Annotated in this window: 15 protein-coding genes and 1 pseudogene; 6 read left to right on the top strand and 10 right to left on the bottom strand. The window is 50.5% G+C overall.

All coding sequences use genetic code 11. The annotated features are described in order from the left end of the window. Positions 1–70: 70 nt before the first annotated feature. Positions 71–1,291 carry an amino acid deaminase gene (locus BEB54_RS22375; protein ID WP_105277258.1) on the bottom strand — a complete coding sequence of 407 codons (1,221 nt, stop codon included), beginning with the start codon at positions 1,289–1,291 and terminating at the stop codon, positions 71–73. 200 nt (positions 1,292–1,491) lie between these two features. Between BEB54_RS22375 and BEB54_RS22370 the strand changes: the two genes are divergently transcribed. The 3 genes from BEB54_RS22370 (at position 1,492) to BEB54_RS22360 (ending at position 4,905) form a co-directional block, all read left to right on the top strand. Next, positions 1,492–2,934 (top strand): N-acyl-D-amino-acid deacylase family protein, encoded by a 1,443-nt coding sequence (locus BEB54_RS22370; RefSeq protein WP_105282284.1) that lies wholly within the window; start codon positions 1,492–1,494, stop codon positions 2,932–2,934. 9 nt (positions 2,935–2,943) lie between these two features. Then, positions 2,944–3,333: a RidA family protein gene (locus tag BEB54_RS22365; protein ID WP_000023754.1), complete on the top strand. Its 390-nt coding sequence runs from the start codon at positions 2,944–2,946 to the stop codon at positions 3,331–3,333. 102 nt (positions 3,334–3,435) lie between these two features. Continuing rightward, on the top strand, positions 3,436–4,905 hold the full coding sequence (locus tag BEB54_RS22360; protein WP_105277259.1) for a sodium:solute symporter family protein: 1,470 nt from the start codon (positions 3,436–3,438) through the stop codon (positions 4,903–4,905). 9 nt (positions 4,906–4,914) lie between these two features. Here BEB54_RS22360 and BEB54_RS22355 read toward each other — a convergent pair whose 3' ends face one another. Then, positions 4,915–5,778 carry a MurR/RpiR family transcriptional regulator gene (locus BEB54_RS22355; protein ID WP_105277260.1) on the bottom strand — a complete coding sequence of 288 codons (864 nt, stop codon included), beginning with the start codon at positions 5,776–5,778 and terminating at the stop codon, positions 4,915–4,917. 181 nt (positions 5,779–5,959) lie between these two features. On the opposite strand from BEB54_RS22355, the gene tsr reads away from it, so the two are divergent. Next, positions 5,960–7,624, top strand: a complete 1,665-nt coding sequence (gene tsr, locus BEB54_RS22350) for a methyl-accepting chemotaxis protein (RefSeq protein WP_105277261.1) — start codon at positions 5,960–5,962, stop codon at positions 7,622–7,624. A 48-nt stretch (positions 7,625–7,672) separates the two neighbouring features. Here the strand turns inward: tsr and BEB54_RS22345 are convergent, their stop codons facing one another. Continuing rightward, positions 7,673–9,034 carry an MFS transporter gene (locus tag BEB54_RS22345; RefSeq protein WP_000410142.1) on the bottom strand — a complete coding sequence of 454 codons (1,362 nt, stop codon included), beginning with the start codon at positions 9,032–9,034 and terminating at the stop codon, positions 7,673–7,675. Positions 9,035–9,248: 214 nt separating this feature from the next. Next, on the bottom strand, positions 9,249–10,163 hold the full coding sequence (locus tag BEB54_RS22340; protein WP_000091572.1) for a GntR family transcriptional regulator: 915 nt from the start codon (positions 10,161–10,163) through the stop codon (positions 9,249–9,251). Positions 10,164–10,301: 138 nt separating this feature from the next. Here BEB54_RS22340 and lgoD point away from each other — a divergent pair, with 138 nt between their 5' ends. Further along, positions 10,302–11,327 carry an L-galactonate oxidoreductase gene (lgoD, locus tag BEB54_RS22335; RefSeq protein ID WP_000106034.1) on the top strand — a complete coding sequence of 342 codons (1,026 nt, stop codon included), beginning with the start codon at positions 10,302–10,304 and terminating at the stop codon, positions 11,325–11,327. Positions 11,328–11,461: 134 nt separating this feature from the next. On the opposite strand, the gene opgB is transcribed toward lgoD, so the two are convergent. The 6 genes from opgB to BEB54_RS22305 form a co-directional block, all read right to left on the bottom strand. Continuing rightward, positions 11,462–13,753 (bottom strand): phosphatidylglycerol--membrane-oligosaccharide glycerophosphotransferase, encoded by a 2,292-nt coding sequence (opgB, locus tag BEB54_RS22330; RefSeq protein ID WP_001292659.1) that lies wholly within the window; start codon positions 13,751–13,753, stop codon positions 11,462–11,464. A 253-nt stretch (positions 13,754–14,006) separates the two neighbouring features. Next, positions 14,007–14,501 (bottom strand): DUF2501 domain-containing protein YjjA, encoded by a 495-nt coding sequence (yjjA, locus tag BEB54_RS22325; protein WP_105277312.1) that lies wholly within the window; start codon positions 14,499–14,501, stop codon positions 14,007–14,009. A 48-nt stretch (positions 14,502–14,549) separates the two neighbouring features. Continuing rightward, positions 14,550–15,287, bottom strand: coding sequence for a DNA replication protein DnaC (gene dnaC / locus BEB54_RS22320; RefSeq protein ID WP_000799911.1), 738 nt, complete (start codon positions 15,285–15,287; stop codon positions 14,550–14,552). 2 nt (positions 15,288–15,289) lie between these two features. After that, complete coding sequence (gene dnaT, locus BEB54_RS22315) at positions 15,290–15,829, bottom strand: primosomal protein DnaT (RefSeq protein ID WP_000098818.1); 540 nt, start codon at positions 15,827–15,829, stop codon at positions 15,290–15,292. Positions 15,830–15,936: 107 nt separating this feature from the next. Next, positions 15,937–16,410 carry a threonine/serine exporter gene (locus BEB54_RS22310; RefSeq protein ID WP_000538188.1) on the bottom strand — a complete coding sequence of 158 codons (474 nt, stop codon included), beginning with the start codon at positions 16,408–16,410 and terminating at the stop codon, positions 15,937–15,939. Continuing rightward, positions 16,401–17,171 carry a threonine/serine ThrE exporter family protein gene (locus tag BEB54_RS22305; protein WP_001361172.1) on the bottom strand — a complete coding sequence of 257 codons (771 nt, stop codon included), beginning with the start codon at positions 17,169–17,171 and terminating at the stop codon, positions 16,401–16,403. The genes BEB54_RS22310 and BEB54_RS22305 overlap by 10 nt, the downstream gene beginning before the upstream one ends. 618 nt (positions 17,172–17,789) lie before the next feature. On the opposite strand from BEB54_RS22305, the pseudogene BEB54_RS29445 reads away from it, so the two are divergent. Continuing rightward, positions 17,790–18,000 (top strand): annotated as a pseudogene (locus tag BEB54_RS29445) (hypothetical protein); the annotation flags it as partial.

Below are 18,000 nucleotides of genomic sequence, written 5' to 3'. Positions count from 1 at the left end.
TTCGTCGGGTGGATATGTGATTGAGATCACAATAAAAATGCCCCTTCGATAATTAACCGAAGGGGTATTCTTAGAAGAGAGTGTCTAATTCCGCCAGTACGTTGTAGTCGTCATCAGCCAATAACAACGTTTTCCATTTGTCGAAGGTCAGGCACGGATGCGATGTGCCAAACACCAGAATATCCCCCACTTGCACGTCGCTATTAGCTGACAGTTGCAACATGCAGTGCTGATCCATAATACCTGTACTGCGAATCGCCTGTGGATCAAATGCCAGTGATTTGCCGTTGCGATAGTGGGCGACTGGTTGCGGCAGTCCGGCGTCGAAGGCGCAATCACGCTTACCAAAATTTACCACCGCACGATCAGCTTCCGGCACCGATTGCACCATGGCGACCAGTTCCAGCGCAGATGTGAGATCGCCTGCCAGATCACAGGCCACAGGATCACGGGCGAGCAACTGTTGTTGTGCCGCGTCGTAGATTCCGGTGTCGTGAGTGATGTAGCAGCCAGGGCGAATAACAATGCGGCAGTTATCAGGCTTTTCTGCCGCCAGCCAGATATTGCACACCACGTCAAACCAGACCGTGCCTGCTCCGGTGAGAATAAACTCGCCATCAACCAGACTTGCCATATCACAGGCCAGTTGCGCGGCATTCCGCAGCAGAGCTTCTACCTGCGGTTGTGGATCGTCACCGTGTAAAACACCTTCATATAACTCAAGCCCGCGCAGACGTAGCCCTGGTAATTGGGCCGCCTGTTTAGCCAGTGCCAGTGCGGCATCCGTTGAGCGGCAACCACAGCGTCCGCCGGGAACACCCAGCTCAATCATCACGTTCAGTGTCTGTTGCTGACTGGCAAAAAAGGCAGACAAAGCGCGGGCGTTCTCAATGCTGTCGATACAGCAGATAAAATCGACCGTCGGGTAATGCCGTTGCAACTGGGCAATCAACTGCATATTCGCCTTGCCGACCAACTGGTTAACCATCAGCACTCGCTGAATACCGCTCGCCATTGCCGCACCAGCCTGCCATGCGCTACCGACACCTATTGCCCAGGCACCAGCCGCCTGCTGCGCCTGAAAAATCCACGGCGTCATGGTGGTTTTACCGTGCGGTGCCAGTGAAACGCCGCGCGCGTCAGCGTAGCGTTGCATCCACGTAATGTTGTTCTCCAGGGCCTGCTTTTTAATGATCGCGGCAGGTAAACAGACATCTTCGGCAAGGAGATTTGCGGGCATTTGCATCAGGGCAGATTTATGGGGAACCAGAGGTTCTGAGTGGTATTTCATAACATTTACCTTTTAAGTTTTTCACCGTATCGGATGTGAGTATCATTTGTAACTAAATGAAATATAAATATTTAGTTTATTTATCTTATAGTTTATGAATAAAAGTATCATAAAATCATCTGGGTTTTGCGTAGTTTTCCACTGTTTTTCGTCCTTGTAAATGGTTAACTTGTCACCATTGCAGAAATGGAGTGACGAACATGCAGGCTGACTGGTTAATCAAAAATGTGACCGTTATCGACGGTAGCGGCGGCCCTGAATTTCGCGGTGACGTGGCAATAACAGGTGATCGGATTGTCGATATTGCCCCTGCGCTTAACGTTACGGCGCAGCAGGTCATTGACGGGGAAGGGCGGGTGCTGGCACCAGGGTTTATCGACGTTCATACCCATGACGATATCAACGTTATTCGCATCCCGGAATATCTGCCAAAGATCAGTCAGGGGATCACTACGGTGATTGTCGGTAACTGCGGGATTAGTGCGGCGTCGGCGAAAATGAAAGGTGAAGTTCCTGACCCGATGAATCTGTTGGGGGAAGCAGAGCACTTTATTTATCCTACCGTTGAAAGCTATGCCCAGGCAGTGGAAGCAGCAAGGCCGTCACTGAACGTTGGCACGCTGATTGGTCATACGGCACTGCGTAATAACCATATGGACGACCTGTTTCGCCCGGCGACGGTGGATGAAATTGCCGCTATGCGTGCCGACTTACGTCTGGCGTTGAGTCAGGGGGCGCTGGGGTTAAGTTCCGGGCTGGCCTATGCCACAGCATTTCAGGCGACTACCGAAGAAGTCATGGCGCTGGCGGAAGAATTAGCCGGTGAGAAGGGTGTTTATACCACCCATCTGCGTTCTGAATTTGAACCGATTCTCGATGCCCTGGATGAGGCGTTTCGTATTGGGCGTCATGGCAAAGTGCCTGTCGTGGTTTCCCATCATAAATGCGCCGGGGCGAAAAACTGGGGGCGGACAAAAGAAACGTTGGCCTTTTTTGACCAAATGCGTCAACACCAGGAAATTGGCTGCGATGTCTACCCTTACTCAGCCAGCTCTTCAACGCTGGATCTCAAACAAGTCACCGACGAATTCGATATTGTGATCACCTGGTCACAAACGCATCCGCAGCAGGCCGGGAAAACACTGGCACAAATCGCCATCGACTGGCAGATGAGTATGCTGGAGGCCGCGAAGCTGCTAATGCCTGCCGGGGCTATCTATTACAACATGGACGAGCGCGACGTCCGCCGAGTGTTGAGTTATCCGGTCAGTATGATTGGCTCTGACGGCCTGCCCAATGATCCCATGCCGCATCCACGTTTATGGGGCGCCTTCCCTCGCGTGCTGGGTCACTATTGCCGTGATGAAGGTTTATTCCCTCTGACCACGGCTATCCACAAAATGACCGGGCTTTCTGCCAGCCGTTTTCGCCTGCCCCAGCGTGGACTGGTGAAAGTTGGCTATTTTGCGGACCTGGTGTTGTTCGATCCACAAACCATTCGTGATGTTGCCAGCTTTTCTGATCCCAAACGCCCGGCAGATGGCATTGAGGCGGTGATGGTGAACGGCGTTATGAGCTATGGTCGCGATAAACATATTACAGGCCGTGCGGGACGCTTCCTGCGCCGGCAGACCTCACATTAAGGAGTGAATATGAGCATTAAACGTTACGGTACGGAAGGTGGAACAGGCACTGGCGGGCAGCATTTGCCTTTTGCCAGGGCGGTTGAGGCGGGCGGCTGGCTGTACGTCTCCGGGCAAACACCCATGAAAAACGGTGAAGTGGTAGAAGGCGGAATCGTTGAACAGTCACGACTGGCGATCCAAAACTGTGTCGACATCATGACTGAAGCCGGTTATAGCCTGGCGGATGTGGTTCACGTGAAAGTGATCCTGACCGACGCCCGCTATTTCCAGTCATTTAATAAAGTATTCAGAGAATTTTTTGGCGAGAATCCGCCTGCACGTATTTGTTGTGTGGCTGATCTGGTTGTCGATTGTAAAGTCGAAGTCGATGTGACCTGTTATAACGCGACCCGCTAATAAATTTAAGAATTAAAAAAACAGACCGCAATTGAGTGCTGAATACATTCAGCACTCCGGGAACTCTTACATTATTCTCTCTCTACTGGCAGGATGTGAATTATGAACAGTCATATCTTTTTAGTCGGCTTTATTATTTATGCCATCGCCATGATTTGGCTTGGTTGGTTTGTTTCTCGTAATCAGAAAAGCGGAGAAGATTTTCTGTTGGGCGGGCGTTCGCTGCCGCTGTTTCTGACGCTGGGGTCAACCGTTGCCACGATGGTTGGCACGGGTTCCAGTATGGGCGCAGTGGGCTTTGGCTACAGCAATGGCTGGGCCGGAATGCTTTATGGCGTCGGTGGGGCCGTAGGTATATTACTGGTGGCGTGGCTGTTTGCACCGGTACGTAAATTACGTTTTATGACCATGAGTGAAGAAATATCTTATTATACTGGCGGCAGCCATTTAATTAAAAATATTGTCGGCCTGATGATATTTATTGCCTCTATTGGCTGGCTGGGGGCGCATATATTAGGTGGAAGTATGTATCTTGCCTGGGCAACAGGTATTGATCTTACGGTGGCAAAATTAATTATTGCCTTAGCTTTTGCGATTTACGTTATTATCGGCGGTTATTCGGCGGTAGTGTGGACAGATACTATTCAGGCCCTAATTCTGTTCTTTGGCTTTATATTAATGGCTATTCTTGCCGTTGTTCACGTTGGCGGCTGGAGTGCGATTGAACAGGCGATGGACCCAAAAGCGATGAGCCTGTTTGCGATTGATAAAATGGGCGTGCTGCCTGCGCTTTCGCTGTCGCTGGTTATTGGTGTCGGCGTACTGGCCACACCATCTTATCGCCAGCGTATTTACTCGGGAAAAGACGTTCCCTCTGTACGGCGTTCATTTGTTATTACTGGCGTGTTGTATCTGTTCTTCTCGATTCTGCCTGCCATTATCGGCATGGCGGCGTTCACCATGAACCCGAATCTGGAAAACAGTAACTATGCCTTCTTGTTCGCGACCAGCTTCTTACCCGCCATTCTTGGGCTGGTGGTACTGATTGCCGGGCTTTCTGCCACCATGTCTTCTGCCAGCTCCGATGCCATTGCGGCAGTGGCGATTATGATGCGCGACGTCTACACCATGATTACCGGCAGAATGCCGCCGGAGGACAAGGCCATTACTTACTCACGCTGGATGTTGACCTTTGTTATTGGCCTGGCGCTGGCCTTTGCTCTGACCTCTAATGACATCATCAGCTACATTACCAAAATGATTTCGATGCTGATGTCCGGGCTGTTTATCTGCTCAATCCTCGGTCGCTTCTGGCTACGCTTTAACTGGCAGGGCGCGCTGGCGGCGTTAGTGAGCGGTATGGTGATGTCCATTGTGGTGCTGATGAATGCCGACTGGCTGGCTTACTGGGGTAATCCGTGTATTCCGTCAGTGCTGGGCAGCCTGGTCGCTGGCGTACTGGTGACGTTGGTAACGCCAGCAAGTCAGGTCAGCCGGGAAGAAGCTTTGGCTATTATCACCAATGAGCGTGAAAACCAGAGTGTCGTGATCACCAAACCTGAAGAAGCATAACCGACAGTGCTAATCGCCAAGTGGCTGGCGGTTAGCGCCCCCACGGTGGCTGTCTAACACCAGTTTTATCCGCCGCAGGCGATCTTTCGCCTGCGCTTTATTTGCCATTGCCAGTTCTGTTGCCAGTACATCGACCATGGCTAACATCGCGTAGCGGGAAGGCGTGGGTTTAAAGATGTAATCACTCTCCTGAACCAGCAGCGGCAATACCAGATCCACCTGTTCTGCCAGCGGCGTTTGTGCTGGCGTAATGGCAATAACACGCGCGCCATACTGACGGGCGATTGCCGCACTTTCGATGATTTCCGGTGTATAACCGCCCAGCGACAGCACAATCACCACATCCTGCGGCATCACTGCCGAGCACATCATTCTCATCATCAGGGCATCATTCTGACTAACCACAGGTAGCCCCAGACGGAATAAACGGTACTGAATCTCCTGTGAACAGATGGTGGAACCGCCGCCAGTTCCCAATGCAAGAATTTGCCGCGCCTGACTTAACCAGCTTACCGCCTGGCTAATGGCGTTCATATCCAGCGAACGACGATGCGTTTCCAGCACGCTGATAATTGATTCGTAGATCCCCTGAACACCGTCAAGATCCGGTACATCGAGAATAAATCGCTGCCCGACAGCCAGTGACTGCGCCAGTTTGACTTTCAGCTCGCGGACATCTTTACACCCCAGAGCACGGGCAAAACGCGTCACCGACGCCTGACTGGTTTGCGTTAACCGCGCCAGCTCAGCAATAGGCAGTTCCACCGCGGCGGGGACATCATCAAGAATAAATTGTGCGATACGCTTTTCAGTGGCGGTTAACGCCATAAACCGTTCGGTAATACAGGAGATGATATCGATGCTATAAGCCATGGGAGTATCACTGATTCGAAGAAGATTGATACTTTGTACCATAAACTGCCGCTATAGAGTGTGATCCTCACAAAAAACGCAAGTTTGCTGCAACAAAAGCAGTGCCGACGCTTTTCCACAGCATAAAGTTTTCCACCACCAGGCCGACAACCAGTGTATCTGTCTAGTGGAAAGAGAAACCATGTTAAAACGTATCAAGATCGTGACCAGCTTACTGCTGGTTTTGGCCGTTTTTGGCCTTTTACAACTGACATCAGGCGGTCTGTTCTTTAATGCCTTAAAGAATGACAAAGAAAATTTCACTGTTTTACAAACCATTCGCCAGCAGCAATCCACGCTGAATGGCAGCTGGGTCGCGTTGTTGCAGACGCGTAACACCCTCAACCGCGCGGGTATCCGCTACATGATGGATCAGAACAATATTGGTAGCGGTTCAACCGTTGCCGAGCTGATGCAGAGTGCCAGTATTTCGCTGAAACAGGCGGAAAAAAACTGGGCGGATTACGAAGCATTGCCGCGTGACCCGCGTCAGAGCACCGCCGCAGCGGCAGAGATCAAACGTAATTACGATATTTATCACAATGCGCTGGCGGAACTGATCCAACTGTTAGGTGCAGGCAAAATCAACGAATTCTTTGATCAGCCGACTCAGGGATATCAGGACGGTTTCGAGAAGCAGTATGTGGCTTACATGGAGCAAAACGATCGGCTCTATGATATCGCCGTCAGCGATAATAATGCCTCCTACAGCCAGGCGATGTGGATTCTGGTGGGCGTGATGATCGTCGTACTGGCGGTCATCTTCGCCGTCTGGTTCGGTATTAAAGCCTCGTTGGTAGCGCCAATGAATCGCCTGATTGACAGCATTCGTCATATTGCAGGTGGCGATCTGGTGAAACCGATTGAGGTGGATGGTTCTAATGAGATGGGGCAACTGGCAGAGAGTTTGCGCCATATGCAGGGAGAGCTGATGCGTACCGTCGGTGATGTGCGCAACGGGGCCAATGCTATCTATAGCGGTGCCAGCGAAATCGCCACCGGCAATAACGATCTCTCTTCGCGCACCGAGCAACAGGCCGCTTCGCTGGAAGAGACGGCAGCCAGCATGGAGCAACTGACCGCAACGGTGAAACAGAACGCCGAGAATGCGCGTCAGGCTAGCCATCTGGCATTAAGTGCTTCCGAAACGGCGCAACGTGGCGGCAAAGTGGTGGATAACGTGGTGCAGACCATGCGCGATATCTCCACCAGCTCGCAGAAAATCGCCGATATTATCAGCGTAATTGACGGCATTGCCTTCCAGACCAATATTCTGGCTTTGAACGCGGCGGTTGAAGCAGCGCGTGCAGGTGAGCAAGGGCGCGGTTTTGCGGTGGTTGCGGGAGAAGTGCGTAATCTGGCCCAGCGTAGCGCTCAGGCGGCTCGCGAAATTAAAAGCCTGATTGAAGACTCGGTGGGCAAAGTGGATGTTGGCTCTACGCTGGTCGAAAGCGCCGGGGAAACCATGGCAGAGATTGTCAGCGCTGTGACCCGCGTGACGGACATTATGGGCGAAATTGCTTCGGCTTCTGATGAGCAGAGCCGTGGTATCGATCAGGTTGGCTTAGCAGTAGCTGAGATGGACCGAGTAACCCAACAAAACGCCGCGCTGGTGGAAGAATCTGCCGCCGCCGCCGCCGCGCTGGAGGAGCAGGCCAGTCGCCTGACCGAAGCTGTGGCAGTGTTCCGGATTCAGCAAGAGCAGCAACGCCAGCGCGAAGCATCGGCAGTAGTAAAAACTGTGACGCCAGCTGCGCCGCGCAAAGTGGCAGTGGCAGATAGCGGAGAGAACTGGGAAACGTTTTAATCGCCATAAAAATGCCCGATAAGCAAAATGTTATCGGGCATAGGGAAATTAATCTTTACGTGGGTCGTTGATCGGCTGACGAACCAGGAAGATGTATGCCAGTGCACCCGCCGCGGTGACGCAACCGCAGATGATTAGCGCCAGACGGAATGAGTGGGTGGTATCGACAATAAAACCAGTAATGATCGGCGCGAAAGAAGCGCAGATGAAGCTGGCAAAGTTCTGGATACTGCCCACCGATGCAGTCATGCGAGAAGCGACAGCGACGTGGATCAATCCCCAGCAGGATGTTCCAGCAAAGTGAATGCAGAACAGTGCCATGCCAATCAGCAGAACCGCCGTCATGGATGTTGTCGCTTGCGGTACTATCAGCGTAAAGGCGGCAGAACAGAACATCCCGGCAATAATGCAGATCTTACGGCTTTTAATCGGAGCCATTCCTCCTTTGACCAGCCAGTCGGTAACGTAACCATTGACCAGCATCCCGGCAGCCCCAAACAGGAAAGGGATAGCCGCCATCAACCCGGTGCTTTTTAAATCCAGGTTATAGGCTGTTTGCAGGTAACCTGGCAGCCAGGCCAGATACAGCCACGCAGTGTAATTGATGCCACTGAATCCGAGCATCATTCCCCACATTGTGCGGTTACGGAACAGGCTGCGCCATTCAGCAAAACTGAGTGGATCACGGCGGGCATTGACGCTACCGGCATTGAGATAGGCTTGTTCAACGGCAGTCAGTTCAACGTGCTCGCGGTTGCGATAGAGCATATACCAACCGATGGCGAGAAAAATCCCCAGTACACCAATGGTAATAAACATCCCGCGCCAACCCATCACCAGCATCATCGCCGCCAGAATTGGCGGGCTTACGGCAACGCCAATGGTGGAGGCGGCGTTGAAGAAGCCCATTGGGCGTCCGCGCTCTTTGATGTTGAACCAGTCGTTAATGACTTTTACGCCGCACGGGTTCATTGGTGCTTCACCAATTCCCATACCGATACGCACCAACACGAACTGCGTGAAGCTGTGCACCATGCCAGACATTGCCTGGAACAGTGACCAGAAGAACATCCCCAGTCCCAGCATCAGGCGCGGGCCTTTACGATCCAATAGCGGGCCGCAAGGAAGCTGCGCAATCCCGTAGGCGAGTGAAAACACGGAGAGCAAAGCGCCGATTTCGGTGGCACTTAATCCCAATTCTTCACGAATCGTTAAATTTGCTACCGACAGTGAACTGCGGTCGAGATAATTGATTACCGCCGCAAAAAATAATAACAACATGGCGGTGGTTTGAATGCGTTTAATTCGGGTACTGCGTTGAACTAATCCATCTGGTGGCACGGGAATATCTGCCGACGAAGATGGAGTAAATGAAGAACGCGGATCGAGGGTGATATTTTCTTTTTCCACGCCGGACTCCTGTATTTATAATTTTAATTGTTTACGTAATTGTGCATTACGCAAGGTTGACATTAACGGCAGGTAAAAGTTTTAGGACTTTACTACCGCTCACAAAAACATTTTTAGTCGACTGATTGTGAGCATAGGTAAGCGGGAATTTTCCGGTATTTATCTTTTGATAAAACCGTGCACCCGCTAATAGTTTGCTGTTTTTAATCCGTACTTAATGAGCATAACGCGTGTTCTCATTAATGGATCGAATCATTGATTGTTTAGCTGAATTCAAATGGTTACGGAGCGCAAGGGTGGCATCCAGGTCACTGCGGCAAATCAGAGCGCTGAGAATGGTCATATGCTCATCGACGGCAATGATATTGCGCTGTTTAAGATCGCTTTCGTCCCATTGATAGTGAAAATGAAAGATGACTGAGATGATCTCAAGCGATTGATCAAAAAAGATATTGTCGGCAGCTGAAAGCAGTAAGGAGTGAAAATCTCTGTCAAGTTGCGAGAACATGCGGAAGCTATTGCCGATGTTGTCACGCAGTAGTCGATGACGTTCGAGCATGGTTTTCGCCTGCAGCCAGCGGGGATCGTGATCAGGCAGGTTGAGAAAGTGCTGAAGTGAATGTGTTTCGAGCATTTCGCGTAGCTCAAACAGCTGCTCGGCGTAGGATTGATCGAATTGCTTCATGCTCCACTGGCCGCGCTTTTCGCTCTGAATAAGATTATAACGACCGAATTTTAAAAGATATTCTCTTACTACCACCGGGCTGACACCCGCGGCCCGAGCCAGTTGCAGTTCAGAAAAAGTTTCCCCTGGGCGTAACTGGCGCTGGTTTATCATCGTGAAAAAAGCCTGCTCAAACACTTTGTTTTGTTCACTCATTGAAGCGGTAGTACAGGCGAAACCGTCATCATGGTCAGGTTTACGCGCAATAACATAGTCGTTTCCAACCTGCGTCAAGACGCCGCATTCGCGTAAGTGGCTGAGAATATGACGCACTGTGGTGCGGCTGATGTTGTACATTTCTGCCAGCGCACTTTGCGATGGAAGTGGCGAAGGGATATGACCTCGTGCCATATCATCAATGACCTGGTTAATCACATTGTGGCGTAAATTTTGTGAGCGACTCATATTTTCCTCCTTGTGAGTCCATTAAAACCCGATTTAAAACATTTTTATGCGTGTGTTTTCACAAAACAGATTTTCCGTTCCGCTGCCATTTTTCATTTTCATTGATATCTAAGGCAACAAAAAATGGAGAGCCGAATCATGTCTACGATGAATGTTTTAATTTGCCAGCAGCCGAAAGAATTAGTCTGGAAACAACGCGAGATACCTATTCCGGGTGACAATGAAGCATTAATAAAAATTAAGTCTGTCGGGATTTGCGGTACCGATATTCATGCCTGGGGTGGAAATCAACCATTTTTTAGTTATCCACGCGTTTTAGGCCATGAAATATGTGGGGAGATTGTTGGGCTGGGTAAAAATATTGCTGATCTTAAAAATGGTCAGCAAGTTGCTGTGATCCCTTATGTTGCCTGTCAGCAATGCCCGGCATGTAAAAGCGGTCGCACCAATTGCTGTGAAAAAATTTCAGTTATTGGTGTGCATCAGGATGGTGGTTTTAGTGAGTATTTGAGCGTGCCGGTGGCGAACATTTTGCCCGCAGACGGTATTGACCCGCAGGCGGCAGCATTGATTGAACCTTTCGCTATTAGCGCTCATGCGGTGCGTCGTGCGGCTATTGCTCCCGGCGAGCAGGTGCTGGTGGTCGGGGCGGGGCCAATTGGTCTGGGCGCGGCGGCAATCGCTAAAGCTGATGGCGCACAGGTGGTGGTGGCGGATACCAGTCCGGCACGCCGAGAACATGTGGCAACGCGTCTGGAGTTGCCCGTGCTGGACCCGTCAGCCGAAGATTTTGACGCGCAGCTGCGGGCGCAGTTTGGTGGTTCGCTGGCGCAGAAAGTGATCGACGCGACAGGTAATCAACATGCAATGAATAACACCGTGAATCTGATTCGTCACGGCGGCACGGTGGTGTTTGTCGGTCTGTTTAAAGGTGAGTTGCAGTTCTCCGATCCGGAATTCCATAAAAAAGAAACGACGATGATGGGCAGCCGCAACGCCACGCCGGAAGATTTCGCTAAAGTCGGTCGACTGATGGCGGAAGGAAAAATCACTGCCGACATGATGTTAACCCATCGCTATCCGTTCGCCACGCTGGCAGAAACCTATGAGCGCGATGTGATTAACAACCGTGAGTTGATTAAGGGTGTAATTACTTTCTTATAAGGCGAGATTATTAAAGTTGCCATGCAGCGTCCGGGGAAGTGTTGGGCGCTGTTTTTTTTGTTTCTTAATAATGTGTTGTGAGCCGGAGAAGGTGTGTAGGTCGCACCTTATGCGACCTACAAATCAGTCAGGAATTACCCTTCACGTTCCACCACTTTAATTTCCACCATGCCGATACCAAGCTTACGCGGCGAGTGTCCGAGGATATTCCCTTCGTTGGTTGAGACGGGTTCAGGTGGCACAATCACCAGCGTGTCAGCATCGGTTGGGTTATCGAAATGCAGCGTAGTGGTGGTTACTTCATTGCCCAGCACAAGGGTTTGTTCTTCATTGCCTACGCGTACCGGAATAGGGCGGCTGGCATTATTGCCGTATGCTTTGGCGGTAATCACCAGGTCAAATTTCTTCGGCAGCGGATGCTTGTACTCGATTTTTACTTCGTCGCCCAACTGTGCGTTGGACCAGCGGCCCCACGACTCCGGACGAGAAATCCCGCTAAACTGTTTCACCTCTTCTGGCGCACCGGCGACGTTAAAGATGAAACTGTCGGCTTTGTAGCGAATATCGTTATCAACAATCTTCAGCGTATCGACATTGCCTTTGTAACGCGCCATGTCGATGACCGTATCTTTAAATGCCGTTTTGCCCTTCCATGTTGTTTTATCAACATGCTGGACAATTTGCTGACCGCCAAGCTGCCCTTGCGAGACACACCAGTCGGTGGAAAGTGCCAGTTCCGGAGCCCAGAGTTGTGCCATCTTATAGCAACGGTCAACCCAGACGAAATTGTCGCGTGGAGCAAAATCGGCCAACTGGAAACGCAGCGGTGCTGAGTATTCACTTTCCGGCAGCGGTTCCACGCGTTTGTCTGAAACCCGCAACAGCAGCGGCAAACGGAAATGGCTACCTGAGAAGGCAATCATGTTTTTCTGCTGGTCGATGGTGAACTCTTTCATCTCTTTAGGGAATTTCCACAGGCGGATGATATCCGGCTTCCACGCCAACGTTTTCTCTTTGATATTGAGGAAGATTTCCGACATTGACTGCCCGGATAAACTGCTACGACCAAGTCCGAGATAGTTATCGCCACCGAGAATGTCCAGCACCGTCGCGCCGTTATCCATCGTATTACGCTTCACCGCCAGCGTTTCTTGCTGCGGCTTGTCGCCACGAATGACGAAAAACAGATTATTGCGATCTTGCTTATTGAGGTATTTCCACGCCGTGTTGTTCATCGCTAAATGGTCAGATGAGACGACGATAACGGTATCTTTAAACCACGGTGACGCTTTGATTTTGTTGATAAACGCCGCGATATTCTCCTGGCTGCAACTTACCGCACTGAATGACTGATTCGGCTTACCGTCAAAATCATATTTTTTGCGGTTACAGGTACGCGAGATAAAACCATCCGGGTGATGGGTATCGACTGTCAGGGTAAACAGTGAGAATCGCTGGCCAGAGCGGGAAAGCTCTTCAAACTTTTTCCACGCTTCATCGAGAACGGTATCGTCGTAGAATCCCCAGTCGTTGCGATAGTGTGGGTCTGCCACCACGCTTTTCAGCTCTTCTGAGCCATATAAATGGTCGAAGCCGTGCGACTTCAGGAACACATCTTTACCGGCAAAACGCAGATTCGCGCCCTGCACGAAATAGTTCTGATAACCCGAGTTCTTCAGGATATCGCCCAGGCAGATGTTCTGTGGGAAGAAGCTGGAAACAGAAGCGGAGGCGTTGCCTTCAAAGGGAGCAAACAGCGGAATGCCGCACTGAGAAGCCACCATGCCTGCAATCGTGTAATCCGTTCCCGGCAGCTGCTGCGTGTGGCTGAAATCCAGGCCTTCATTTTTCAACGCGCCCAGTTCAGGCGTGAGATCCGGGAAAGCTTCGTTATCAAAATAGGTTCGCTCGAGACTTTCGCCGTAGATATAAACCAGGTTGAGTTTCGGGTCAGGGATAGTTTTCGACGGCTCTTTATAATAAGCCGCGAAGTCCGGGTCACCGTCGCGTGACTGGGATTTCACCAGTTCCGTTATCTGACGAAATGCCGGGCTGGCATCCACTGAACCCAGCGCCAGTAAGAGTGCCAGCAGGCTGTAACCAAAATGGTGCGGATGATGACGACGACGGCGCAGGATCCAGCCCAGAGCACCGAACACCGCCGTCAGCCCCAGCACAATGCCGATACCCGGAAGAATGTATTTGCTGACGCCAGCACCGGTCAGGCTGTTGGTTAAGGTATAGAGAACCGCGTCGTTAATACCATCACCAGTAAAATAGTCGCTGGCAAACAGGGTAATATTTAAAACGACAAATAGCCCCAGCACCGTTAACGTGGCTGCAAACCACCAGGTGTTACGTCCCGCTTTCCATGCGTAAATCAGCACAGAGGCGAGAAAAAGGGCGAAAGAGAGTAGTTCTGACAACGGGCGATCCTCACTAAACCGGGCCGTTTAGCCAACGTTTAAGCTTTTTGAGAAGCACAATGTAATGGCGTCGCCATATTGCTGCAATTCTAGTGTCAAAAAAATGCGATGTTGTTAGGAATTAGTTTATAAACAGACTTTTTTGATTACGGTCGCTTCCCGTGTAACAGGGGGAAAACTGTCCAGGAACAGGGAAAAGGGCAGGAGAGAGCCGCGTCAGCCGGGTAACAGCTAAAACGCGGCGTTTCGCGGATCAGGAAATGAAGTTTAGCCCCTGCTTTAACACCAGATCGCAGGCTTTGGTTTTCACCTTTTCTGCCAGCGGAGTCGTTCCGATGTTATCCAGATTGAGTTGCTGACCATCTTTGGTTTTCAGCAAACCCTGAATGCCATCCAGATAGTTGGTGTCTTCTTTTTGCTCTTCACTGTTCAGGCCCAGCTTTTCCAGCACCTGGTTCTTGATGTTTTCGGCATCGGTTACCGAAGCTAGCTTTTGCTTGGCGCAGTATTGCAGTATGCCTGCGGCATTGTTCATGTTATCTGCGCTTAAGGCCTGGTTCCCGCTGCTAAGCAAGCTAGTTAATGAAGCGAGCGACCAACCGCCTTCTTGTGTCGTGCTGTTTTGGTTGCCAAGTTCGCTGGCGGCGCTGGAGAGCGCATCTTTCCAGGATGCTGCATGCACCCCGGTGGAAATTAATGCGCTGGCGGCAAGGGCACAGCACAGAAAGTGTTTAACAGTTTTCATCATCATTACTCAAGGTGGAATTGTGTCGCAGTATACCGCCAGAAACGGGGATTAATACTCTTTACCCGTTACCCGGCTACGGTAGCTATCCCAGTTGAAGATCACCCACAAACTGTTACCCAGGCGCATACGATCCATCACGCGTTCGCCCAGCAACTTGGTCATCTCTTCCATATTACTGTTGGTCAGCATCCCGGTTGGGCGTTTGGAAGAAGAGCGGCGATCGACGATCTGGTTGATGATCACTTTTTCGTATTTCGATTCGGTCTGCACACCGATCTCATCGATCACCAGCAGATCAACGTTGCTCAGATCGTTAAGCAGTTGTTCTTCGCTGGTACCGCTATTCCTGAAGGTATCTTTCATCGCCGACATAATATCGGCCACGGTGATGATCAATACGGATTTACCGCGTAGCAGTAGCTCGTTGCAGATTGCCGCCGCCAGATGGTTTTTGCCGGTTCCTGGCTTGCCAGAAAAGATGAAGCTGGCGATGTTGCCGTCAAACTCTTCGACATACTGGCGCGCTTTGCTTAACGCATTCATCTGCCCTTCACACTCAACGCGATAGTTCTCAAAGGAGCAGTTCTGATGCAGTGGACGAATACCGGAGCGGTTAAAGGTGCGCTGCATTTTCATCGCCCGATTTTCACGTTCGAGAGCGGCGGAGCGGATCGCCCCTTGTTCTTTCTGCCAGGCCAGTAGTTCTTCACCCGTTTTAAACGCAGGTTTGATATGGGCAGGCATCATTTTTTGCAGGCGTTGCATCAGGTCGCCAACGTTTTTCATCGTTACCCTCTGAATCCTGGTGGAATTTGGCTGTCAGGTTCGCTGACCGTATTCACATCTCGTTTCGGCAGTCCGCCGTTGCTGGCACGGCCGATTTGCAGGCTACGCGCCAGTTTTTGTTGCCACTGTACATGGTGAAAGACTTTACCTTCCGCCTGCCAGTAGGCAATGAATGAGGCCAGTTCTTCGGTGGTCACCGGCTCTCTTAGCGCCACGCCCCATAGCGCCGCCAGGCGGATAAAGTCGGCATCGGGTTGCCAGTCCGGATACATGGCGAATTTCCCCATGGGTACAGCAACGGGAGCGGCTTGCGGTTCCTGATAGAGTTGATCGTCCAGAGCGACATCGCTTCCTGGACGCGCCAGCTTTTCTTCCAGCGCCAGCAGTTCAGCCAGGCGCGCAGGCGTGACGGCATAAAACGCCGGGGCATTGTTAGCAAATACGGCAACCACACCGCCTTCAGCTTTTGCCAGAACGGTTTGGTGATCGTGTACCAGGGCGTCAATACCAACGACGTCCGGGGTCAAAACTCTGGAAGACATACTGTTTCTCAAATATGGAACGATGAACGAGAAGGGAGATAACTTTTATAGTAACACACGGAGGAGAGGAGGCTGTCTCTCATCCGCGTGCTTTAAGTGAGGCAATTTTATACGCGAGGGCGCTTGCGGTACAACCATAATCCAGGAATGGAAAGGCCGATGGATAATGCACCAACAATCGATGAAGCTGTAAGAAAGTTGGTTAACAGGGTAATCATCAACGGTTCGCTGTAACCTAGCTGGCTGATTTTTACCGCCGAAATCATTGCAGTATAAGCAGAGATGCCCGGAAACATGGGGATAACAGCCGCCACGGTAAACACTTTCGGATGTGCCAGATACCAGCGCGACCATTGAATACCAATGGTGCCGACCAGCATAGAGGCCATAAAGGTTGACCATTCAATATTCAGCCCGCTGGTCATTAAGATCATTCGGGAACCATGACCTATCGCACCAAGCAGCGCACACCAGCGTAACGCCCGAACGGGAACGTTGAACACCATCGCAAAGCCGACTGCAGGAATGGCGGCGAGGATCATATCCTGCGCCAACGCCAACAGAAATTCGATCACACCCATCCGCGTAGCCCCCAAATCGTCAGTGCCATCACCACGCCGACGCAGGTAGCCAGTGTCAGCAGACTGGCGATCGCCCAGCGTGCCAGTCCGGTATTGATGTGGCCTTTAAACATATCGGCGACGGCATTAATCAACGGAAAGCCCGGCACCAGCAGCAGAACGCTGGCGGCCATCGCGATGGTGGGTGTATTGCTGAAAGTGGGAAGTTGCAAAAGCAAACCGGAAATGGTGGTGGCGGCGAAAGCGGTGAGGCAAAAGTTGATCTGTGGATGAAGATGACGCTGTGCCAGCAGCTGGCGGATATACATCGCGGCCGTACTGGCAAAGAAGGTGATGACGGCACCGTCCCAGCCACCGTTATTGAGTTTACAGAAACAGGCGCAAGAAAGGCCGACCATCAAGGCTACCAGCCATCGCGGGTAACGTAATGGCTGAATTTGGCTAAATCTTTTCTCTACGCCTTTGTAATCCAGCAGATGATGCTCCGCCAGAATCACAATGTGCTGGACTTCAGTCACCACATGCATATTAATGCCGCGATCGTGATTTTTACGTGTCGATGTCAGGCATTGCCCATCTTTAATGGTTGTCAGCACGATGGCGTTCGAAGAGATAGAACTTTCGACGCTGTCCATTCCCAACGCCCGACCCAGTCGTGAGGAAAGTTCATCAACCAACGCGCTTTCCGCACCATGTTGCAAAAGAAATAATCCGCACTGGATACAAAGCCGTGTTACGGCTCGCTGTTGCTCAGTTTGCATAACTCGCCCTTTGTCATAGACGTGCTGCGTATTGTTCAGATAATGAGAATCCATTTGTATCATGAAGCGCGGTTGTTTTGCGGCAGGTTAAGATCAAAATTGCGCTGATTAATCCTGGTTATCGGGAGAAGCTCGGTGTTAAAAAGCGAATTATCTCTCGCCGCAAACAAATTATCGCATGAATATTATCACTATAATGAATTTATTGTTTAGCCCTTACGAATCAGGATAAAAGATAACTGGGCGCGTTTTTTAATTTTAACAAGTTAAAACTATCAGATTTTATTGAATAAATATTGATTGTGTGATTTTGCATCCTGCGGGAAGGGATATCACTTAATTATAAATTAAATGAATGAGAATTCTGTTTTTCATTAAGTATTTCTAACAACTTAATGTAGATATTTTAAATGTCTCCAGGCTATTTCACCAGGTTATCATTTGATGCTAACCTTCTGACACATGCAGTGGAGTTATTGTGCAGCAGGAGTATGCTGATATGAAAGTGAATGCAAAGGATAATTTATTCGCTTAATCTATTAATTTGCTGGAAACATTTAAGGAATGAATATCCTGAATAGACCATCATGATTTTTAGACAGTGGATGTGGAGGAAATATGTTGCCAGGATGCTGCAAAAATGGAATTGTTATCAGTAAAATACCTGTTATGCAAGCAGGGTTAAAAGAGGTCATGAGGACTCACTTCCCTGAATATAAAATAATATCCAGCGCCTCTGCGGAGGACCTTACTGGATTTGCCCCTATATTTCCAGACACCTGTTATCACTTAACCCATTACTGGCTTGCTGCCGTAGATATTCCCGTGG

Source organism: Escherichia sp. MOD1-EC6021, from assembly GCF_002965245.1.
GTDB classification, from domain to species: Bacteria; Pseudomonadota; Gammaproteobacteria; order Enterobacterales; family Enterobacteriaceae; genus Escherichia; species Escherichia coli_F.
This window is presented reverse-complemented; position numbering and strand designations above follow the sequence as displayed.

Bases quoted from the DNA above. Each gene is read 5' to 3' on its own strand.
- BEB54_RS22375 (WP_105277258.1), bottom strand. From the start codon at position 1,291: ATGAAATACCACTCAGAACCTCTGGTTCCCCATAAATCTGCCCTGATG.
- BEB54_RS22370 (WP_105282284.1), top strand. From the start codon at position 1,492: ATGCAGGCTGACTGGTTAATCAAAAATGTGACCGTTATCGACGGTAGC.
- BEB54_RS22365 (WP_000023754.1), top strand. From the start codon at position 2,944: ATGAGCATTAAACGTTACGGTACGGAAGGTGGAACAGGCACTGGCGGG.
- BEB54_RS22360 (WP_105277259.1), top strand. From the start codon at position 3,436: ATGAACAGTCATATCTTTTTAGTCGGCTTTATTATTTATGCCATCGCC.
- BEB54_RS22355 (WP_105277260.1), bottom strand. From the start codon at position 5,778: ATGGCTTATAGCATCGATATCATCTCCTGTATTACCGAACGGTTTATG.
- tsr (WP_105277261.1), top strand. From the start codon at position 5,960: ATGTTAAAACGTATCAAGATCGTGACCAGCTTACTGCTGGTTTTGGCC.
- BEB54_RS22340 (WP_000091572.1), bottom strand. From the start codon at position 10,163: ATGAGTCGCTCACAAAATTTACGCCACAATGTGATTAACCAGGTCATT.
- lgoD (WP_000106034.1), top strand. From the start codon at position 10,302: ATGTCTACGATGAATGTTTTAATTTGCCAGCAGCCGAAAGAATTAGTC.
- yjjA (WP_105277312.1), bottom strand. From the start codon at position 14,501: ATGATGAAAACTGTTAAACACTTTCTGTGCTGTGCCCTTGCCGCCAGC.
- dnaC (WP_000799911.1), bottom strand. From the start codon at position 15,287: ATGAAAAACGTTGGCGACCTGATGCAACGCCTGCAAAAAATGATGCCT.
- dnaT (WP_000098818.1), bottom strand. From the start codon at position 15,829: ATGTCTTCCAGAGTTTTGACCCCGGACGTCGTTGGTATTGACGCCCTG.
- BEB54_RS22310 (WP_000538188.1), bottom strand. From the start codon at position 16,410: ATGGGTGTGATCGAATTTCTGTTGGCGTTGGCGCAGGATATGATCCTC.
- BEB54_RS22305 (WP_001361172.1), bottom strand. From the start codon at position 17,171: ATGCAAACTGAGCAACAGCGAGCCGTAACACGGCTTTGTATCCAGTGC.